20 protein-coding genes are annotated in these 18,941 nt (G+C 66.0%); 8 read left to right on the top strand and 12 right to left on the bottom strand.

Translation table 11 applies throughout. From position 1 onward, the window contains the following. Positions 1–70: 70 nt before the first annotated feature. The 4 genes from MU558_RS14205 to MU558_RS14220 are packed head-to-tail and all read right to left on the bottom strand — an operon-like array spanning position 71 to position 3,546. Complete coding sequence (locus MU558_RS14205; protein ID WP_246967352.1) at positions 71–415, bottom strand: glutaredoxin family protein; 345 nt, start codon at positions 413–415, stop codon at positions 71–73. A 51-nt stretch (positions 416–466) separates the two neighbouring features. After that, positions 467–1,774: a PQQ-dependent sugar dehydrogenase gene (locus tag MU558_RS14210; RefSeq protein WP_246967355.1), complete on the bottom strand. Its 1,308-nt coding sequence runs from the start codon at positions 1,772–1,774 to the stop codon at positions 467–469. Positions 1,775–1,822: 48 nt separating this feature from the next. Beyond that, positions 1,823–2,458: a transcriptional regulator GfcR gene (gene gfcR / locus MU558_RS14215; protein WP_246967358.1), complete on the bottom strand. Its 636-nt coding sequence runs from the start codon at positions 2,456–2,458 to the stop codon at positions 1,823–1,825. Beyond that, positions 2,455–3,546, bottom strand: coding sequence for a glucose 1-dehydrogenase (locus MU558_RS14220; RefSeq protein WP_246967362.1), 1,092 nt, complete (start codon positions 3,544–3,546; stop codon positions 2,455–2,457). Before MU558_RS14220 ends, gfcR begins: the two co-directional genes overlap by 4 nt. Positions 3,547–3,683: 137 nt before the next feature. Here MU558_RS14220 and MU558_RS14225 point away from each other — a divergent pair, with 137 nt between their 5' ends. After that, positions 3,684–4,931, top strand: a complete 1,248-nt coding sequence (locus MU558_RS14225) for an HAD family hydrolase (protein ID WP_246967365.1) — start codon at positions 3,684–3,686, stop codon at positions 4,929–4,931. Between the two features lie 73 nt (positions 4,932–5,004). Here the strand turns inward: MU558_RS14225 and MU558_RS14230 are convergent, their stop codons facing one another. After that, the gene (locus MU558_RS14230; protein ID WP_246967368.1) at positions 5,005–5,556 is read right to left on the bottom strand and encodes a hypothetical protein; all 552 of its coding nucleotides are present in this window, start codon (positions 5,554–5,556) and stop codon (positions 5,005–5,007) included. Positions 5,557–5,906: 350 nt separating this feature from the next. Between MU558_RS14230 and MU558_RS14235 the strand changes: the two genes are divergently transcribed. From MU558_RS14235 to MU558_RS14245, 3 genes are all read left to right on the top strand, one after another. Then, positions 5,907–6,581, top strand: coding sequence for a helix-turn-helix domain-containing protein (locus MU558_RS14235; protein WP_246967371.1), 675 nt, complete (start codon positions 5,907–5,909; stop codon positions 6,579–6,581). 112 nt (positions 6,582–6,693) lie between these two features. Beyond that, positions 6,694–7,605, top strand: coding sequence for a dihydrodipicolinate synthase family protein (locus MU558_RS14240; protein ID WP_246967374.1), 912 nt, complete (start codon positions 6,694–6,696; stop codon positions 7,603–7,605). Between the two features lie 77 nt (positions 7,606–7,682). Further along, a complete protein-coding gene (locus MU558_RS14245) occupies positions 7,683–8,222 on the top strand; it encodes an HAD family hydrolase (protein ID WP_246967377.1) in 540 nt (179 codons plus the stop codon). A 112-nt stretch (positions 8,223–8,334) separates the two neighbouring features. Here MU558_RS14245 and MU558_RS14250 read toward each other — a convergent pair whose 3' ends face one another. Together MU558_RS14250 and MU558_RS14255 are read right to left on the bottom strand one after the other, a co-directional pair. Continuing rightward, positions 8,335–9,129, bottom strand: coding sequence for a metal-sulfur cluster assembly factor (locus tag MU558_RS14250; RefSeq protein WP_246967380.1), 795 nt, complete (start codon positions 9,127–9,129; stop codon positions 8,335–8,337). After that, the gene (locus MU558_RS14255) at positions 9,129–10,187 is read right to left on the bottom strand and encodes an amidohydrolase family protein (protein WP_246967383.1); all 1,059 of its coding nucleotides are present in this window, start codon (positions 10,185–10,187) and stop codon (positions 9,129–9,131) included. Before MU558_RS14255 ends, MU558_RS14250 begins: the two co-directional genes overlap by 1 nt. A 163-nt stretch (positions 10,188–10,350) precedes the next feature. Between MU558_RS14255 and MU558_RS14260 the strand changes: the two genes are divergently transcribed. Then, positions 10,351–11,394 carry an NAD(P)-dependent alcohol dehydrogenase gene (locus tag MU558_RS14260; RefSeq protein ID WP_246967386.1) on the top strand — a complete coding sequence of 348 codons (1,044 nt, stop codon included), beginning with the start codon at positions 10,351–10,353 and terminating at the stop codon, positions 11,392–11,394. A 21-nt stretch (positions 11,395–11,415) separates the two neighbouring features. On the opposite strand, the gene MU558_RS14265 is transcribed toward MU558_RS14260, so the two are convergent. Further along, positions 11,416–11,649 carry a DUF5822 domain-containing protein gene (locus MU558_RS14265; RefSeq protein WP_246967388.1) on the bottom strand — a complete coding sequence of 78 codons (234 nt, stop codon included), beginning with the start codon at positions 11,647–11,649 and terminating at the stop codon, positions 11,416–11,418. Between the two features lie 114 nt (positions 11,650–11,763). Here MU558_RS14265 and panB point away from each other — a divergent pair, with 114 nt between their 5' ends. Then, entirely contained in the window at positions 11,764–12,576 is an 813-nt protein-coding gene (panB, locus tag MU558_RS14270; protein WP_246967390.1) for a 3-methyl-2-oxobutanoate hydroxymethyltransferase, read from the top strand. Between the two features lie 6 nt (positions 12,577–12,582). On the opposite strand, the gene MU558_RS14275 is transcribed toward panB, so the two are convergent. Next, the gene (locus MU558_RS14275) at positions 12,583–13,359 is read right to left on the bottom strand and encodes an alpha/beta fold hydrolase (RefSeq protein WP_246967393.1); all 777 of its coding nucleotides are present in this window, start codon (positions 13,357–13,359) and stop codon (positions 12,583–12,585) included. A gap of 316 nt (positions 13,360–13,675) precedes the next feature. Here MU558_RS14275 and MU558_RS14280 point away from each other — a divergent pair, with 316 nt between their 5' ends. Then, positions 13,676–13,924, top strand: a complete 249-nt coding sequence (locus tag MU558_RS14280; RefSeq protein WP_246967396.1) for an Hsp20/alpha crystallin family protein — start codon at positions 13,676–13,678, stop codon at positions 13,922–13,924. Then, entirely contained in the window at positions 13,921–16,182 is a 2,262-nt protein-coding gene (locus MU558_RS14285; protein WP_246967399.1) for a CDC48 family AAA ATPase, read from the top strand. Before MU558_RS14280 ends, MU558_RS14285 begins: the two co-directional genes overlap by 4 nt. A gap of 85 nt (positions 16,183–16,267) precedes the next feature. Here MU558_RS14285 and bcp read toward each other — a convergent pair whose 3' ends face one another. From bcp to priS, 3 genes are all read right to left on the bottom strand, one after another. Then, on the bottom strand, positions 16,268–16,741 hold the full coding sequence (bcp, locus tag MU558_RS14290) for a thioredoxin-dependent thiol peroxidase (RefSeq protein ID WP_246967402.1): 474 nt from the start codon (positions 16,739–16,741) through the stop codon (positions 16,268–16,270). A 90-nt stretch (positions 16,742–16,831) separates the two neighbouring features. Then, positions 16,832–17,719 (bottom strand): hypothetical protein, encoded by an 888-nt coding sequence (locus MU558_RS14295; protein WP_246967405.1) that lies wholly within the window; start codon positions 17,717–17,719, stop codon positions 16,832–16,834. Beyond that, entirely contained in the window at positions 17,716–18,894 is a 1,179-nt protein-coding gene (gene priS / locus MU558_RS14300) for a DNA primase small subunit PriS (RefSeq protein ID WP_246967408.1), read from the bottom strand. Before priS ends, MU558_RS14295 begins: the two co-directional genes overlap by 4 nt. Positions 18,895–18,941 lie beyond the last annotated feature (47 nt).

Consider the following 18,941-nt stretch of genomic DNA (forward strand, 5'->3'; position numbering starts at 1 on the left):
CTTATATGACCTGCTGTTAAATTCCCATTCCGGTGGGGTGGATGAATGATCGGTCGGATCGAACGGTCGATCACGACGTCTCGAGCGTCTCCGCGAGTTCGCCTCGATCCTCGAGTTCGGCGAGGACGTCCGACCCGCCGACGAACTCGCCGTCGACGAACGTCTGGGGGATCGTCTCCCAGCCGCTGTGTTCCGCGAGTGCGGTCCGGTACTCGTCGAGGGACTCGAGGACGTCTACCGTCTCGTACTCAGTCCGGTGGTTGCCGATCAACTCGAGTGCTCGCTGGGAGTAGCCACACTGGGGCATAAGTTCGGTTCCCTTCATGAACAGAACGACCTCGTTCGTCTCGATAGCCCCCGCGACGATCTCGTCGACTTCCTCCTGCTCGAGGCTGCTGTCTGGCTGGAACGTCATGCATCCACATACGAGCGTCCGTCGGATAGACTTTGCGTCCTCGAGCGGTCGTCAGGTGGGCTCGAGACGAAGCAGTCGGTCGTCGCCGTCTCGAGGGAACTCACCGCTTGCTCGCCCGTCGCGGTTCGACGTCAACAGGTAGAGCGCTCCGTCCGGTCCCTGTTCGACGTGGCGCAGCCGACCGAACTCGCCGTCGTAGAACGGATGGGCGGTCGCGGTGAAGCGATCGTCGAGCCAGTCGGCGTCGTATCTGACTGCGTCGCCCTCGAGCGGCGGCTCCTCGCCATCGTGGGTCAGCGTGACGGCGAACAGCGTCTCCGATGCGAGTCCGCAGACGAACAGGCGGTGTCGCCAGGCTGGAATCGCGTCGGCGGTGTAGAAGGCGATGCCGGAAGGAGCCCACGTGACGTCCGGGCTCGTGTTCAGGATCGGCGGCGTGACCGCCTCGTACTCGCCGTAGGCGTCGTACTGCGGGTCGTCGGGGCCGCCGCGGACGACGTCCCAGCCGTAGTTTGCGCCCGCCCGCAGGACCGACACCTCGTCGCGGGCGCTCGGTCCGTGTTCGGCGGCGATCGGCACGTCGGCCGGTGTGAACGCGAGCCCCTGCGGGTTGCGGTGGCCGAGCGTATACGTCCGTGGATCGCTCTCGTCGCCGAAGTCGGGATTGTCCGGTGCCGGGTCGCCGTCGGGCGTGATCCGCAAGACGGCTCCGGCGAGCGAGGACGGGTCCTGGGCGAGCGCGGGATCGTCGGCGTCGCCGGTCGTCACCCACAGCGCGTCGTCGGGGCCGAACGCGAGGCGGCCGCCGTCGTGGATCATCGCGCCGGGAACCCCCTCGAGGATCGGCTCGAGGTCGCCGTCGTCGACGTCGTAGCGCACCACCCGGTTCTCGAGGTTCCCGTCGTCGGCGGTGTAGTAGATAAACAGGTCGGGAACGTCTGGATAGTCGGGGTGGGTCGCGACGCCGAGGGTGCCGCCTTCGCCGTGGGCCGCCTGGTCGGGGAGTTCGTCGCGAGCGAGGACGACCTCGGCGTCGGACGGCTCGAGTCCGTCCCGATCGGTCACGGCGTCGCGGTCGAATCGCAAGACGCCACCGTCTCGTTCGGTCACGAAGACGTCGGGTCCGGCAAACGAGAGACTCCAGGGGATCTCGAAGCCGGAGACGACGGTCGTCGCCTCGACGGCTGCGTCGTAAGGCGACCCCTCGGCCGGCTCCCACTCCGGCACCGGCAGGCCGTCGCCCGGCGCGTCGCCGGGGTCTGCCAGCTGGGGTTCGCTGCCGTCCGTAAGACAGCCAGCGACGGGAAGCGAGAGCGACGCCGTCGCCGCAAGAACGCGTCTGCGCGTCGTGTCGAGCACGGTCGGAGTACGCGGCGAAAGCGTATAGAAATGCGGGAACGGTCGACGCTACTCTTCTTTGCCGACGCTGATGACCTGCAACAGCGAGTAGACGGGGACGCCCTCGAGTTCGTCGAGACCCTGTTTGTCCGCGAGGACAACGCAGGCAAGCGGCTCGCCGCCTTCGGCGCGGATCGCCTGGATCGTCTCGCGCATGGTCGTCCCGCTGGTGATGGTGTCGTCGACGACGTAGCACTCGCGGTCGCGGATGCCGGCGAAGTTCCGCGAGAAGGTGCCGCCGAGTTCCTCGATGTCGCCTTCCTCCCACTGGTGTTTCGAGGGGGTGTACGTCGAGAGGTCGGTCTCGAGTTCGCGGGCGACGAGGGTCGCAATCGGGCCGCCGGCTTTCTCGATGCCGACGGTGAGGTCGACGTCCTCGCCGTGTTTCGCCAGGAGGTCTGCCATCGCTTCCGCGATCGCGCCCATCCGCTTGCTGTCCCGGCCGACAGCCGACCAGTCGACGTGGATGTCCTGTGGGCCGCCGGTCGCCGATCGGTTCTGTGCCTGGGTCGCCGCGCCGCTGCGCTCGACGAGCCAGCTCGCAGTCTCCCGGGAGACGTTCAGTTCGTCCGCAATCTCGCCCTTCGAGAGGCCGCGATCCGCGAGTTCCGCCGCACTCTCGATCAAGTCGTCGACGTTTTTCATATGGACGTGAATTCGACCGCCGTTTTTATAGTCGTGTCGTCGTCTGCAAACGTCGACTCCTCGGCAAGCGAGAACGCCCGCTCGAACTCCTCGAGTCCGTAGACGCCGGTCACGAGGTCGTCGGTGAACCACGTCGGCAGGGCTGCGAGCGTCTCGATGGCCGACTCGAAGTGGCCGCGGTGGGAGTTGACGCTGCCGACCAGCGCCTTGTTCTGCAAGACGAGTTCCCGGTGGAGTCGGCCGCCGTCGACCTCGAACGTCCAGTCTTCGGGGACGCCGAGCAGTGCGCCGACGCCGTTGGGGGCGAGCGCGTCGATCGTCTCGAAGGCGTGTTTCGCGTACCCCGTCGCCTCGTAGACGACGTCCATCCCCTCGTATGCGTCGGCGACCTGCGAGACCGGCGTCTCCCTCGAGTCGACGTACGTCGCGCCCAGGTTCTCGATGATGTCGATCGTCGGGTCTGGCCTGTCCCGTCGGCCGAGGCAGTAGGTGCGATCGTACTCGAGGACCTCCTCGAACATCGCCAGCGTCAACAGTCCGAGCGAGCCGTTCCCGAGGACGAGCGCGGATTCGGGTCGCCAGTCGAACGCCGAGCGGGTGGCGTAGGCGTGCTCGATGGCCTTCTCCGAGATGCTGATGGGTTCGACGAGGAAGCCAAGCGGTGCGAGTTCCTCGGGGATCGAAACGAGGTACTCGGCGGGGCTGGTGAAGTACTCGGCCATGAAGCCGTGAGCACCGACGATGCCACGTTCGACGTACTCGCCCGCTGGGGCCATGTCCGGCTGGCCGCGCTCGAAGTGCTCGGTCGGCCCGTCCAGGGGCCGCCGAACCGTCGGTACGACGACCGTCCCCTCCTCGAGGTCGGTCCCGTTCGCGTCTTCGACGACGCCGACGGCTTCGTGTCCCAGCACGAGGTGGTCGTCGCCGTCGGGGACGTCGCCGTGGCGTCCCTCGATCACTTCGCGGTCGGTGCCGTCGACGCCGACGCGAAGCGTCCGGACGAGAGCCTCGCCCGGCGCTGGTTCGGGGACGGGCTTCTCGAGTACAGTGGGCTCGCCCGACCCTGGTTCGACTGCGATCACGTTCATACCGTGTCAGTTGGAGCCAGAGGGTTAAAGATTTATTCTTTATTGAGTAAAATTGTCCGTATCGGCGAACGGGACTGCGCTGGAAGCGAGGATCGAGACGGAAAACGATTATCTCTCTGCCCTTCGGTGTTCGTGCCATGGAACGATACGACCTCGTCTATCAGCTCTACGACGAGTTCGACACCCAGCGGCTTCGGGAGTACCAGGAGTTCGTCGACGTCTTCCCGGCGATCGACTCCCGGGTCGCACTCGAGCACTGGCAGAGCGCGAGCGAGGAACTGGAGCGCCGAAAGGACGAGATCCGAAACGAGTTCGCGGCGGGCGAGACCTTCGCGGAGGTCGCCGCTCACACGACGCGTGATCAGGCGTTCACCGCACTCGACCTCGAGGCAAAGTACGGTCGCCCGGTGAACGTCCTCGTGTTAGACGTCGACGAGACGCTGCGCTCTGCTGGCGGGACGGACAACGAGATTCCCCGCGAGACGCTTCACATCCTCACGGAGTTTCACGAGGCGGGCGTCCCGATCGTCATCTGTACAGGACAGACACTCGAGAACGTCAAGGGCTTTGCCATCCAGGGACTCGGCAGCGAGATCGTCCACTCCGGAGAGCTCTCGATCGTCTACGAGGCGGGAACGGGCGTGTTCACGCCGGGCCACGGCGCGGACACGAAGCAACTGCTCTACGAGGACCTCGAGGGCGACATCCGCGACGTCTTCGACGACGTCCGCTCTCGCGTCTTGCCCGAAGCCCCGGAAGACCTCCGGCGTGGGTGTCACCTGCAGGGCAACGAGTTCAACGTCACGATGAAGCCCAACTACGAGACGGGCTCCGGACGCGCTCGCGAGATCATCGACGAGGCGCTGGTCTACCTCGTCGATCTGCTGGCCGACGCGGTCGCCACCGCCATCGAGGTAGAGACCGACGAGGCCGTCGCCTGGACCCGTGCGTTCTACGCCGACCAGGACCCCGAGATCAGGGGCGTCCTCGAGCAGGAAGGGGCCTATCCCGAGGTGTCTCCGGCCGACGTTCCCGACGACCTCACAGCCGTCCTCGAGCGGATCGACGTCGCCTACTACGAGGCCGACGCCGCCGAGATCGGCAGCCTCGAGCTGAACAAGGTCGTCGGCGTCGAGCGGGCGCTGGACGTGCTGGGCGTCGACGACCCGTTCGCGCTGGTGATGGGCGACTCCAAGAGCGACCTGCGCGTGATGGAGTGGGCCGCCGAGAACGACGCGGGCATCGCCGCCGCGCCGGAGCACGCCTCGCGCGAGACGCTCGATCACGTCATCCACACCGACGAACTCGTCTTCGACCGCGGCAAGAGCGTCGACGTCCTGCGAACGATCTACGCGCTCAACCGCTTCGCACGCCTCGGGCAGTAGTCGACGATCGACACGAGAGAGGCGCGTGCGCGTCGCCGATCGTCTCGTCGAAGGGTAACTGCCGTCGCGTCCATCAGGGACACTCGGCTGTCTCGAACGACTGGTTCTCGCTTCCCTGCCGGACCGCCCGCGTCGCACCGGTCTCGAGGGTCACGAGCATCGCCTGGCCGCCGTACGCGTGGGTCTGGTCGTGTCCGCGGACCACGACACAGGTCGCGTCCGACGGAACCGAAACGGTCGCGGATCGGGTGAACTCCTGCGTTCCGTGGGCGTGTGCGAGGTCCCGCCGTCCCAGCCGGTCCCCCTCGAGCGTCTCGACTTGCCACCAGTTCGCGTAGCCGTCCTCGCCGTCGTCGTCGTGGTACAGCGTGACGTCGAATCGGTATCCGTCGTCGTTCTGCTCGACGGCGACGGCGGTGACGTTCGCTTCGCGGAGGTCGAGGTCCGTTTCGTCCGAAGCCGTCGAGTCGCCAGCATCGGAGTCGTTCGGCTGGCCGTCGGTCGTCTGCGCTCCGCCGTCGTCTTCGTCGGCACCGTCGTCCTCGTCAGTATCGTCGAGACAGCCCGCGATTCCGATCGTCCACAGCACCCCTCCGACCAGGAGGTCCCGTCTGGCGACGTGCATACGTCGTCTGGCGGTCGAAATTGCCAAAAACGTTGGGTTCGTTCTCGTTCGAAAGCTGGCAAAAAGCAGGTATGAACCGCTCTCGCGGTCGTTCGGTAGTCGAGCCTCTCGATCGGCACTTAAGCGGTCGGAACAAACAGGCCCGAAGGCCAATGCTATCGACGGCCAACCGTTGCGTACCCGCCGACGGTCCATCGGGATGGCCGTTTTTTCTGACCCTCACCATCCGTGGACCCGAGGCTGAAACACCACACTGCCCCACGAACCATGCAACTTCACGTATCCACGCCCGTAGACAGTCGCACCGCCCGCGACCGACTCACAGACGTCCCGCGAGGGGGAGAGGTACTATGACGACCGTCGCCGAGATCACGCTGTCCGCGGCAGACCTCGCGCTCGAGGAGACGATCACCTCGTTTCCGGACGCCGAGTTGCGCGTCGAGAGCGTCGTCGCCGAAGGGCCGTTGCGACCGATGCCGCTGGTCTGGATCGGCGGCGTCGACGTCGACGACCTCGAGGACGGCCTCGAGGCCGATCCCTCGGTCGAGACGTTCACGCGACTGCTCGAGGAGCCTGACCAGCGGGAGTGGCTGTACCGATTCGAGTACGCCGACGTCGTCACCGACCGCTGTGGAATCGTCTTCGAGCACGACGGCACGGTCCTCGACGCGGAGTGTTCGTCGGGTCGCTGGACGCTTCGGCTGCTGTTCCCCGACCGGGACTCCCTCTCGAGTGCGATCGCCGATCTCGAGGACCTGGACGTCCGCATCGACGTCAAGCGGATGATCGACGCCGGGCGCGACGGCGATCTCGAGGTCAGTGCGGCGCTGACCGAGGCCCAGGAGGAGGCGGTCAGCGAGGCCTACAGGCGCGGTTACTACGACGTCCCGCGGGAGATTTCGCTCGAGGAACTCGCCGACGAACTGGGGATCTCCCACCAGGCGCTGTCCGAACGGCTTCGACGGGCGAACAAGGTGCTCGCCGGCGAGCAACTCGACGAACCGACGCCCGAGCTGGCCCACTGACGAGCCGATCGGCGACGTGTGCCGACGCGGCCACTCGAGCCTGTCGGCCGATTTCGAGAGTCGCCATTCACCCGACGTGGGTGTTTATGGCTGTACCGACGCAAGACCCGACATGGCTTACCACGACCCCGGGGAAGCCGATCCCCTCTCGCTTCACGGCGTCGTTCCACCGACCGTCACCGCGTTCGCGGAAGACGAGTCAGTCGACTACGAGCAGACGGCGGCCCACGCCCGGTTCGTCGTCGACCGCGGCGTCCACGGCGTCTTCCCGCTTGGAACCAACGGGGAGTTCGCCTTGCTGACCGACGACGAGCGCGACCGCGTCGTCGAGGCCGTCGTCGACGAGGTCGGCGACGAGGTCCCCGTCATCGCCGGTGTCGGTGCACCGAGCACCCGCCGGACCGTCGCCCGCGCCGAACACGCCGAAGCCGTCGGCGCGGACGGCGTCGTCGTCGTCACGCCCTACTACTATCCGTTAGACGACGAGGCCTACCTCGAGCACTACCGCCAGGTCGCCGACGCCGTCTCCCTCCCGGTCTACGTCTACCACATTCCGAGCCGAACCGGCAACGCGATCCCCCTGTCGACGCTCGACGAACTCGCCGCCATCGACAACGTCGTCGGGGTGAAAGACTCGAGCAAGGACGTCCCGTGGCTCGCACAGGCGATCGACGCCAACCCCGACATGACCTTCCTCGCGGGGTCTGACTCGCTTTGCTTCACCGGCCTCGAGATCGGCTGTTCGGGGATGGTCAGCGCCGTCGCGAACGCCGTCCCGGAACTCGTCGTCGACCTCTACGAGGCGTACGACGGCGGCGACGAAGAGCGCGCTCGCGAACTCCAGAGTCGGACGTTCGCGGTCCGTGACGCGTTCAAGTCCGGCGGCGGCTACATGTCTGGGGTCAAAAGCGCCCTCGAGTTGCGCGATTTCGACGCCGGCCCGCTGCGAAGTCCCCTGCGGGCCATGACCGACGACGAGCAGGCGACCCTTCGGGATCGACTCGAGGAACTCGAGGTGCTCTAGGTCCGTCGACTGGTTGACGGACCATCCTGTAGTGAGTTACCGAAGTCTTGAATCGTCCCGCCGCCGTATCGGCGAACGTGACAGAGTACGACGCAGTCGTCTACGACCTCGACGGGACGCTCGTCCGCCTCGACGTCGACTGGGACGCGGCGGCCGTCGACGTCCGCGAGGTGTACGAGGAGGCGGCCATCGACCCGCCCAGCGACGACCTCTGGGACCTGCTCGCGCTCTCGGAGGAGGTCGGCCTGGACGAAGAAGTCGAGGCGGTACTCGCCGCCCACGAACGCGACGGAGCGCGCACCTCGGAGCAACTCGCACACGCAGACGAGTTACTCGCCCGCGAGGGGCCCGTCGGCGTCTGTTCGCTCAACTCCGAGGCAGCCTGTCGCCTCGCCCTCGAGAGACACGGCTTGCTCGAGGCGGTCGACGTCGTTGTCGGACGGGACACGGTCACCAACCGGAAACCGCACCCGGAGCCGCTACTCGTGGCCGTTCGCGCGCTGTCGGTCGAACCGGAGCGGACGCTGTTCGTCGGCGACTCCGCGCGCGACGAGGAGACGGCGAAACAGGCGGGGACGGATTTCGAGTACGTCGGCGACGGTCCCTCCGGCCACTGATACGGTCTGCTGTACCTGTGTACCGGGGCGGCCGCAAGACGGTGCGCGGTTGTCCCGGTACTGACGTACAGCGGTCCGTATGATACTGTCGGCCGACGGGACGACTGGACGATCAGTCGTCGACCGCGAGCCGCTGCTGTCGTGCCTCCCGGAGGCCGTCGCAGATGCCACCCTGCCCGGACATGTTGACCGTCGCCAGTCGGCCGCGCCGGTGGACCAGATCGAACGACTCGGGATCGATCGGTTCGCCCTCCGGCGTTCTGAACAGCGCGTCGTCGGGAGTCGAGACGACGCCCGTCGCCTCGGCCTTCTCGAGGTAGGACTCGATCGGCTCCATCGGGACCGTCACCGCGAGCGCGCGGTCGCGCAGGTAGACGGCCGCGACGTCTCCCGTCTCGTCGGCCGGTTCGACGTCCGCCACCCGCAAGGCAGCGATCTGGGCTGGCTCGAGGCCGGCCTCGAGCAGCCGCTCGACGGCGTCGTACTGTCTGGCGATGCGCGCTTTCTCGTCTAACTCCGCACGGACGGCGTCGACGCCGCCGTCGGCGTCGGGGAACGTCTCCTCGAACGACAGTCGCTCGTTTACTCCGCGGTTGATCACCTCGTCGTGCATGTGATCGCGGAGGATCACCCGCGTCTCCGTGACGCCGGGTAGCGCTTCGATCCCGTCGCGGGCGTCGACTGCCATCATCCAGGCAAAGGCCGGCGAACACCACGCCGTCGGGAGGGTGAACGCGACCGTCACGCGCTCGTCGTCGATCTCGATCGCGTCGACGTACTCGAGTTCGACGATCGAGCGGTCGAGTTCGGGATCGGTCACGTCGTCCAGGGCTTCGCGTACCCGCTCTCGGTTTGGCGCGTCGGCGCGTCGGTCGATCGTCTCGTCCGTATCGCGTGCGTCGGTCATCAGTCGTCCGCTGCCGCGGGTTCGCCGTAGTGGTCCGTGAGGTCGAACTGCTGGCTGATCTCGTCCTCGCGGAACTGTCGTTTCTTCTCCTCGACGTCGATGTCGTAGAGTTCGGCAGCGTTCTCGCCCATCACCTTCTTTTTCGTCTCGAGGTCCCACTCGACGCCGTACTCCGCACGGTGTTCCTCGGTCAACTCGGCCTCTATGACCTCTTCGACGAGCCAGTCGGGGTTCCACAGCGCGTAGTCCGAGCCAAAGAGGAGCCGATCTTCCCCAAGCCACCACAGCAGTTCGGACACGATCTCCGAGAACTTCCCCGGCCGGTTCTGGGCGAACGGAGCGGCGACGGCCAGCCCGCCGTAGACGTTCGTCTCCTGGGCGGCGATCCAGCAGAAGTCGTCGAGTCGGGGCAGCCCGACGTGTTCGACGACGAAGTTGAGCTCCGGGAACGACGACGCGGCGTCGTCGACGTCTTTCACGTCGAAGGCGTCGCGGTTCAGCGGCCGGATCGTCGGCCCCTTGTGGGCGTGGATGTTCTCGATCCCGAGGTCGGAACACCGCTCGAGGAAGCGAAACGCCTCCTCGTCGTCGAGTCGCCACCCTTTCGACTCGTCGCGCCACTCGGCGGTGTAGAGCTTGACGCCCTGGATGTCGTAGGTGTCGTGGAGTTCCTCCAGGTACTCGAGTCCCTCTTTGCCGTCACGCGGATCGAACGTGCCGTTGAGGACGAACCGTTCGGGATACTCGAGTGCGAGTTCGGCGTTCTGTTCCGTCGTATTGAACCCCTCGTCGTAGAAGTCGGTCAGGTACGTCGGCTGGAAGATGGCCACGTCCGCGGCGGCGTTCCCGAACAGGTCCTCGACCATCCGCTCTTGGCCGTACTTCCGATACTCGTCCATGTCCCACTGCCGATCGTCGGGCGTGAACGTCGTGTGATAGTCGTAGAAACACTGGATGAACTGTTCTCCCCCGTCGTGTGTGATGTTCTCCTCGGACGCGTCCCACAGGTGAACGTGGGCGTCGATGACGAACACGTCCTCGCCGTCGTGCTGGTACATCTCACCATGGTAATATATACCATGGAACATCTGTGTTTTCCCGCATCGGATAGAATGTCTAGACAGAATGCAGGTCCGAAGCCGACGCGCCGGCCGTCATCGACCGGTTCCGGTTCCGCTGCGAGGATTTTTATCACAGTGTGGTGTGTTATGAGTCGACACTATGCAAGCAGCACGTCTCCACGAGTACACCGAGGACATGACCGGTGCCCTCTCGATCGACGACGTCGATCGGCCAACGGTCGAGCGGTCCGATCACGTGATCGTCGAGGTCGAGGGTGCCGGCTGGTGCCAGACGGACAATCACATCATCGAGGGAATGTGGGAGGGGTACGTCCCACAGGAACTCCCCATGACGCTCGGTCACGAGAACGCGGGCGTCGTCACGGAGGTCGGCGACGAGGTGACGCTGGTCGAGGAGGGCGATCCAGTCATCTGCCACCCCGTCCAGACCTGCGGTATCTGTCGTCCCTGCCGGCTCGGCGAGGACATGTACTGCGAGAACAGCGAGTTCAACGGTCTCACGGCCGACGGCGGCTTCGCCGAGTACCTGCAGACGAACGAACGAGCGGTCATCCCACTCCCCGAGGGCGTCGATCCCATCGACATCGCGCCACACGCGGACGCGGGCATCACCGCCTACCACGCCGCCAAGAAGGCCGTCCGCGAGTTGAACCCCGGCGACACCGCCGTCGTGATCGGCATCGGCGGCCTGGGCCACATCGGACTGCAGTGTCTCGAGGCGATGAGCGCCGTAAATATTGTTGCCGCCGACGTCAAAGACGAGGCGCTCGAGTTGGCCGAACAGCTGGGCGCTCACCACACGGTCGACTCGAGCGAGGCAGATCTGCCGTCGGTCGTGGCAGATCTCACCGACGACGTGGGTGCCCAGCAGGTGCTCGATTTCGTCGGGGCCGACGAAACGACCGGCTACGCGCCCGATCTCGTCGCGGACGGCGGCGACCACCACGTCGTCGGCTACGGCGGCCACATCCACGAGCCATGCCAGGCGCTGGTAGACGGCGAGTTCTCGTTCAGGGGGACGCTCGTCGGCCGCTATACCGAACTCCAGGAACTCGTCTCGCTCGTCGATCGCGGCGACGTCGAACTCCGCACCGAACGCCACGATTTCGACGAGATCAACGCGGTCGCCGAACAACTCGAGCACGGGGAGATCGAGGGTCGTGCGGTCGTGCTTCCGCCCTGAGCGGCCACGTCTGGATCACTCCTACTCCTGGTGGCGTTTCGCGTACGCGAAGACGACGAGCGCCGTCAAAAACCAGATGACTGCGCCGACGCGGACGGCGAATCCGACGCGCGAACCCCACGTCGGGAGCGTGAACACTGTCGACAGCAGGGCGACGACGGGCGCGCCGACGGCGATCGTGGTGACGAACGTCACCTGCATGACCCAGCCGTAGTCGACGCCCTCCGGATTCGTCGTCTCGACGGGTTCTGGCACGACTGCCGTTCGCGCGTCTGTCGTATTAAGCACCCCGTTTCCCCGATCGAACGCCGCGCGCGCCAATCGGCAGAAGAACGGTGAGGTTTAATCGTCAGAGACGAACGTGTGTGTATGCCATCCGTGCGGGACGTGCGAACGAAAGCCGGCGAGGAACCGATCACGATGCTGACGGCCTACGACGCGCCGACGGCGAAGATCGTCGACGAAGCGGGCGTCGACGTGATTCTCGTGGGCGACAGCGTGGGCAACGCCACGCTGGGCTACGAGACGACGCTCCCGGTCACCGTCGACGACGTGGCGAGACACGTCGGTGCCGTCTCCCGGGCGACCGAATCGGCGCTCGTCGTCGCCGACATGCCCTTCCTCAGCTACGGCACGGACGAACGGACCAGCCTCGAGAACGCCGGTCGAATGCTCAAAGAAGAGGGCGCACAGGCGGTCAAACTCGAAAGCGGGCCACACACCGTCGACCTCACGGAGACGATGGTCCAGCTCGGCATCCCGGTGATGGCCCACCTCGGACTCACGCCCCAGCACGTCAACCGGTACGGCGGGTACCCGCGACAGGGGACCGACCAGGAGGCCGCAGAGCACATTCTCGAACTCGCACGCGCACACGAGGAGGCGGGCGCGTTCTCGCTCGTCTTAGAGCATGTCCCCTCGAACCTCGCGGCGGACGTGACCGACGCACTCGACATTCCGACCATCGGCATCGGTGCGGGTCCCGACTGTGACGGACAGGTGCTCGTCTTCAACGACGCCGTCGGCCTGAGCGAGTGGAGTCCGTCGTTCGCAAAGCAGTTCGGAAACGTCCGGGCGGAGATGGAGCGGGCCGTCGAGGGGTACGTCTCCGCGGTCGAACGCGAGGAGTTCCCGGCCGACGAGCACAGCCACGAGGAGACGGATCTCGACAGCCTCTACTGAGACTTTTTAGCCTTCGACGGCCTCGAGAAACGACGTCACCGCCTCGTTGAACGCCTCCGGTTGCTCGAGCATCGCCAGGTGTGCCGCGTCGTCGATCTCCTCGAGGGTGCCGTCGGCGACGTTCTCTGCGATGTACTCGTGGTACCACGGTGGCGTCAGCTGGTCGTACTCGCCGTAGACTGCGAGGACGGGGACGTCGATCTCGTCGAGCTGGTCGCGGACGTCGAACTGATGGCTGGTGAGAAAGTCCCGGCGCGTGATCTCCTGTCCGGTCTCGCGCATCGTCTCCATCGAGAGGTCGCGAATCCGCGGGTCGGGGTCGTGGAAGAAGCGATTCTCGCCGTGGAGGAACTCGAGCGCCCGCTCGAAGTCGTTTTTGAGCCACTCGAGGAGGTCCTCCAGAACGCCGAGTCGTGCCCCGGTGCCGGTGAGGACGGCCGCGTCGGCATCGAACTCGCGCTCGAGCAAGACGTGCATCACGATGGCACCGCCGAGCGAGTTACCGACGAGAACTCGCGCGTCCGTCGCCTCGGCGACAGCCAGAACGTCGTCGGCGTACGCCGAGAGCGTGGTGAAGCCGGGACTGGCGTCGACGTCGTCGGACTCGCCGTGACCGCTGAGGTCGAGCGCGGCGACGGGCCGTTCGTCCGAGAGACGGTGCTGGGACTTCCAGACGGCGTGTGTCCCGCCGCCGCCGTGAACCAACAGCGCTGGCGCGCCGCCACCGCCGCGGTCCGAGTAGTCGTAGGCGATCTCCCGCCCGAAATTCGTCGTCGTCTCCATGCATATGCAAACTACCGTTCCAAAGATAAACCCTCGAGTCGGTCAACCGCCAGTGTACTCAAAGGCGTCTGGACCCTGTCGACTTGCTCGGGCGAGGATCGACGCGCCGTCGACGACGTGACTCCGTTTGGAGGCGACCGGCGATCGTCCGCTATCGCCCGCGACGCGCCCGCCGACTCGTCTACGTACTGACCGATTGGCGGCGCTGGAGACTGTGAACCGCGAACATCGTTATTTCTCCGTACCCACTCACGTCCTTCGATTAGTGGGCAAAAGATTTAAATATGAATGGAACTTACCTCGAGTTAGTTGAACCATGAATCTCGAACGATTCGTCCGCGACGACGGACGACTGGCGCGGCAGTACGACTACGGTGACGAGACGGTACTGGCCGTCGACTTCGGCCCGGCCGGTGCAGACGCGTCGGTCGACGTCGTCGACGGCACCGTAATCGTCGTCTTCGACGACGAGCAGCGGGAGCTCGAGCTCCCGGCCGACGTCGAGGACGCGCAAGCGTTTATCAGAAACGGCGTGCTCACTATCGAGATGGAGGTAGACGCATGAAACTCACCGTCAAACCCCTCAAGCAGAAAGATGCGGGGCGCGGACTCGCGGCGATCGATCGCGCGTCGATGCGCGAACTCGACCTCGAGAACGGGGACTACATCCTCATCGAGGGCAACGGCGACGGGCAAGCGGTCGCTCGGGTCTGGCCCGGCTACCCCGAGGACGAGGGCCGCGGCGTCGTTCGGATCGACGGTCGCCTTCGACAGGAGGCCGGCGTCGGGATCGACGACCGCGTCACCGTCGAACCGGCCGACGTCAAACCCGCCACGTCCGTGACCGTCGCGCTCCCCCAGAATCTGCGCATTCGGGGGGACATCGGACCGCTCGTGCGCGACAAACTGAGCGGTCAGGCCGTCACCGAGGGACAGACGGTGCCGTTCTCGCTGTCGTTCGGGCCGATGACCAGCTCCGGTCAGTCGGTCCCGCTGAAGATCGCGAGCACCTCGCCGAGCGGGACGGTCGTCATCACCGACTCGACGAACATCGAGATCAGCGAGACCCCCGCCGAGCAGATCAGCGCCGCCGGTCGTGAGTCGCCCGAGGGCGTCCCGAACGTCACCTACGAGGACATCGGCGGCCTGGACGACGAACTCGACCAGGTCCGTGAGATGATCGAGTTGCCGATGCGCCACCCCGAGCTGTTCCAGCAACTCGGCATCGAGCCGCCCAAAGGCGTCCTCCTGCACGGCCCACCGGGGACCGGCAAGACGCTGATGGCGAAAGCCGTCGCCAACGAGATCGACGCTGACTTCCAGACGATCTCCGGGCCGGAGATCATGTCGAAGTACTACGGCGAGTCCGAAGAGCAGCTCCGCGAGGTCTTCGAGGAGGCCGAGGAGAACGCACCCGCGATCGTCTTCATCGACGAGATCGACTCCATCGCGGCAAAGCGCGAGGAAGCCGGCGGTGACGTCGAACGGCGCGTCGTCGCCCAGCTGCTCAGCCTGATGGACGGTCTCGAGGAGCGCGGTCGCGTCACGGTCATCGCCGCGACGAACCGCGTGGACGCGCTCGATCCCGCACTCCGCCGTGGCGGTCGCTTCGACCGCGAGATCGAGATCGGCGTCCCGGACAAGGACGGACGCAAGGAGATCCTGCAGGTCCACACCCGCGGGATGCCGCTGTCGGACTCGATCGACCTGGATCAGTACGCCGAGAACACCCACGGCTTCGTCGGGGCCGACCTCGAGAGTCTGACCAAGGAGGCCGCGATGACCGCCCTGCGGCGCATCCGCCCCGAACTCGACCTCGAGAGCGATGAGATCGACGCCGAGGTCCTCGAGTCGCTGCAGGTCACGGAGGCCGACTTCAAGGAGGCACTCAAGGGCATCGAACCGTCCGCGCTTCGCGAGGTCTTCGTCGAGGTCCCCGACGTCACCTGGAACGACGTCGGCGGCCTAGAGGACACCAAAGAGCGACTGCGCGAGACGATCCAGTGGCCGCTCGACTTCCCCGAGGTGTTCGAGCAGATGGACATGCAGGCCGCCAAGGGCGTCCTCATGTACGGGCCGCCGGGAACCGGCAAGACGCTGCTCGCGAAAGCCGTCGCCAACGAGGCCCAGTCGAACTTCATCTCGATCAAGGGCCCCGAACTGCTGAACAAGTACGTCGGCGAGTCCGAGAAGGGCGTCCGCGAGGTCTTCGAGAAGGCGCGGTCGAACGCACCGACCGTGATCTTCTTCGACGAGATCGACTCCATCGCGGGCGAGCGCGGCCGGCGAACCGGCGACTCCGGCGTTGGCGAACGCGTCGTCTCGCAACTGCTGACCGAACTCGATGGGCTAGAGGAGCTCGAAGACGTCGTCGTCGTCGCCACCACGAACCGGCCGGACCTCATCGACTCCGCGCTGCTCCGTCCCGGACGACTGGACCGGCACGTCCACGTGCCCGTCCCCGACGAGGACGGCCGCAAGAGGATCTTCGAAGTCCACACCCGGGACAAGCCGCTGGCCGACGCGGTCGACCTCGAATGGCTCGCCAGTGAGACCGACGGCTACGTCGGTGCCGACATCGAGGCGGTCTGTCGCGAGGCGTCGATGGCAGCCACCCGGGAGTTCATCAACTCCGTCGATCCGGACGACGTGGACGACACCATCGGCAACGTCCGCATCAGCCGCGAACACTTCGAGCACGCACTCGAGGAGGTCAGCCCGAGCGTGACCCCCGAGACCCGCGAACGCTACGAGGAGATCGAAGAGAAGTTCACGACGTCCGAACCCGAGACCGAGGCTGAAGTCGGCCGGACGTTCCAGTGATGTTCCAGCCGGTCTGACTACCGCGTAGCGGTCCCCCGAGACGTCGATTTTTCCGATCGACCGAGACGACCGCCGGACACGAGTCTCAGTGAGCCGCCGGTGCCGACTCGAGTTCCGCGAGGATCTCGTCGGCGTGACCCTCCGGTGAGACGTCCTCGTAGACGGCCTCGACGCATCCGTCCGCGTCGATCACGTACGTGTTACGGAAGACGCCGTCGAAGGTGTTGCCGAACATCTGTTTCTCGCCGTAGGAATCGTACAGTGTCGACACCTCGCCGTGTTCGTCCGAGAGCATGTCGAAGGGAATGTCGTGGTCGTCGGCGAACGCCGCCAAGTCGTCGACGGGGTCGTCACTGATCCCGACGACAGCCACGTCCAGGTCGTCGAACGCGGCTCTGGCGTCGCGAAAGCTCTTGGCCTCAATGGTACAGCCGCGCGTGTTCGCACGGGGATAGAAGTAGACGACGACTCGCTGCCCTTCGAACTCCGAGAGTCGGATCGTCTCGCCGTGCTGGTTGGGCAGTTCGAACTCCGGTGCGTCCGCCCCTACGTCAAGCATAGCCGTGAATTCGACTGATCGAAGGTATGTTTATCGGTATCAACCGAGTGAAAACTTCGCATACGTTGTTGGCCGTTTACTCGAGGTCGCTCACTCGAGCGGTTCCGCCGCGTCGCGGTCGACGAGCGGCGTCGCGTTCGCCTGGGGGAGCGTGACGACGTCGTCGCTCTCGAGGGTGTACTCGCGATCGTCGACGCCGAGGATCGAACCGACGTCTCGGGTAATCCGGACGGTGACGCGATCGACGCTTCGGTCCGGGTCGTCGGCGTCGGTGTGTTCGCCGTCCGTTTCTGTCCCGTCGCTGTCGGCCGATTCGTCGTCGGGGGTACGGGTCGTCGCCGGGTCGGGAGGTGACGGCGGGGCGTCCGCGGACGGCTCGGGTTCCGTGGGGACGTCCCCGGCCATGACGTCGGCTGCCGAGACCGACGACGGCTCCGCGTCGCCGGTGGCAGCGCCCGGGTCTGTAGGTCGGTCGTCCGGCGGTTCTTCCGGCGGTACTGGCGGTACGTCGTCGGCAGGTGCCGTCGCCGCGCTGTCGGTCCCGGTGGGGTCGTCCGTCGAGTCGTCGGCCGCATCCGACTCGTCGGGACGCTCCCCCTCGAGGACGTCGAGGACGCGCCCCTTGTTCGTCTGGATGCGGTCGACGAGGTCGGAAAAGAGATCCTGTTCCTCCGCGGTCAGGCCGTCGTCGTCGGCCGGCATCCCCGCGGCGGCCAGACTCGCCTGCTTGACGAGTTTGCCCATTCGCCGCTCGTAGATCGCCTCGACGACGTCTCGAGCGGCTTCGATCTCGTCCGTGAGCCGCCCCACCTCGGGCGAGGCGAACGGATCGTCGGCGCGTTCGGCGGCGCGGTTGCGTTCGTCCTCGAGATCGGCGATGTACTCGCCGACCTCCTGGTAGAACGAGGGGCGCAGGTTCTGGAGGCTGTCTTTCTGGCGCTCCTTGCTCTGGACCGTGCGCAACTCGTCTAGGTTCATCGTTCTTTCTCCTTTTCTGCCCTGCCACGCGCCATGAGAAACGTCGCGACGTACTCCGGGAGTGACTGGTCACCCTCCGGAACTGTAAAGATGTCGCCGTCGAGTTCGACCTCGCCGCCGCGAGTGACGTCGACCGCGATCTCGTGGCTGCGGAACGTCTCGGGGACGGCGTCGACCAGCGGATCGAACGCGTCGAGTTCGTCCCGGTCGATGCGACGCACCTCGAGGGCGCTCCCGCCGTGGAGGCTCCCCGGCAGCCGGATGAGCCGGTTGGTGTCGGTCGTCACCGGCTCGTCGATCGGCGCGTTGTCGCGCTCGACCGCCCGCGTCGCGAATCGTTCTGCGAGCTGGGCGACGGCCGTGTGTACGGTGACGTTGCCCGCCTCGAGCTCCTCGCGGTTGTTCCGGGCGGCGTTGAGTGTGGCGGTCGCCTTCCCCTCGCCGATGCCGTCGAACGCCTGGAGGCGCTCGAGGGCCGCTGCTTCCTCGAGTTCGAGCAACTCGTCGACGAACGCGACGAACCGCCGGTGAGTTCGGCGGCCCCAGCCGCCGTCGGTCCGCAGGGTGCGTCGCTCCGTCGGCGTCTTCCGTCCCAGTCCGGCGACGGTCTCGGTCTCGACCAGTTCGTCGAACTCGAGGCCGATGCCGCGGACGTAGTCGACGATCTCGCGGCGGTGCTCGCGGTCGAGGTGGCGGACGCTCTCGTCGCGAACGTGGACGTGGTAGCCGCGACCGCCGGAGAAGACGACCTCGAGGTCCTCGAACGCGAAGTCGTCTTCGAGGAAGTCGAGCAGTCGACAGAGGGCGTCTTTGCACTTCGCGAGCATCTCGGCGTAGCTGTCCTCGCCGAGCGTAACTGCGGGCAGGTGATCCGCGTCGAGGTCGAAGACCAGGTCGGAGGAGCGCCAGCCTTTCTCGCTCATCGAGCTCGCGCCGGGATCGTCGTACCGGCCGGCGGAGAAGTAGACGTGCCGGGGGCGTTCGCGCTCGAGGAACTCCTCGACGGCGCCGAGCTCGAGCAGCGAGCGGTGACGGACCATCGTCGTTCCCGGTCCGTCCGTCCACGGGATGTATCCCCACTCGCGTTCGTTGGCTGCGGGTGGCAGCGTGATCTCCGTCCGGCGGTAGTGATCTCGAAATCGCCCACGTAGGTAGGCTCTCGTTCGCTCCTCCATGCGCCTCGCTTACTCGGCCTGCCGATGGTATAATATTGCCGGACTGT

The organism is Natribaculum luteum (assembly GCF_023008545.1).
Taxonomy (GTDB): Archaea; Halobacteriota; Halobacteria; order Halobacteriales; family Natrialbaceae; genus Natribaculum; species Natribaculum luteum.

Coding starts and splice junctions, on each gene's coding strand:
- gfcR (WP_246967358.1), bottom strand. CDS start 2,458: ATGAAAAACGTCGACGACTTGATCGAGAGTGCGGCGGAACTCGCGGAT.
- bcp (WP_246967402.1), bottom strand. CDS start 16,741: ATGCTTGACGTAGGGGCGGACGCACCGGAGTTCGAACTGCCCAACCAG.
- MU558_RS14250 (WP_246967380.1), bottom strand. CDS start 9,129: ATGACCGACGCACGCGATACGGACGAGACGATCGACCGACGCGCCGAC.
- MU558_RS14220 (WP_246967362.1), bottom strand. CDS start 3,546: ATGAACGTGATCGCAGTCGAACCAGGGTCGGGCGAGCCCACTGTACTC.
- MU558_RS14280 (WP_246967396.1), top strand. CDS start 13,676: ATGAATCTCGAACGATTCGTCCGCGACGACGGACGACTGGCGCGGCAG.
- MU558_RS14230 (WP_246967368.1), bottom strand. CDS start 5,556: ATGCACGTCGCCAGACGGGACCTCCTGGTCGGAGGGGTGCTGTGGACG.
- MU558_RS14205 (WP_246967352.1), bottom strand. CDS start 415: ATGACGTTCCAGCCAGACAGCAGCCTCGAGCAGGAGGAAGTCGACGAG.
- MU558_RS14225 (WP_246967365.1), top strand. CDS start 3,684: ATGGAACGATACGACCTCGTCTATCAGCTCTACGACGAGTTCGACACC.
- priS (WP_246967408.1), bottom strand. CDS start 18,894: ATGGAGGAGCGAACGAGAGCCTACCTACGTGGGCGATTTCGAGATCAC.
- MU558_RS14235 (WP_246967371.1), top strand. CDS start 5,907: ATGACGACCGTCGCCGAGATCACGCTGTCCGCGGCAGACCTCGCGCTC.
- MU558_RS14260 (WP_246967386.1), top strand. CDS start 10,351: ATGCAAGCAGCACGTCTCCACGAGTACACCGAGGACATGACCGGTGCC.
- panB (WP_246967390.1), top strand. CDS start 11,764: ATGCCATCCGTGCGGGACGTGCGAACGAAAGCCGGCGAGGAACCGATC.
- MU558_RS14295 (WP_246967405.1), bottom strand. CDS start 17,719: ATGAACCTAGACGAGTTGCGCACGGTCCAGAGCAAGGAGCGCCAGAAA.
- MU558_RS14240 (WP_246967374.1), top strand. CDS start 6,694: ATGGCTTACCACGACCCCGGGGAAGCCGATCCCCTCTCGCTTCACGGC.
- MU558_RS14255 (WP_246967383.1), bottom strand. CDS start 10,187: ATGTACCAGCACGACGGCGAGGACGTGTTCGTCATCGACGCCCACGTT.
- MU558_RS14275 (WP_246967393.1), bottom strand. CDS start 13,359: ATGGAGACGACGACGAATTTCGGGCGGGAGATCGCCTACGACTACTCG.
- MU558_RS14285 (WP_246967399.1), top strand. CDS start 13,921: ATGAAACTCACCGTCAAACCCCTCAAGCAGAAAGATGCGGGGCGCGGA.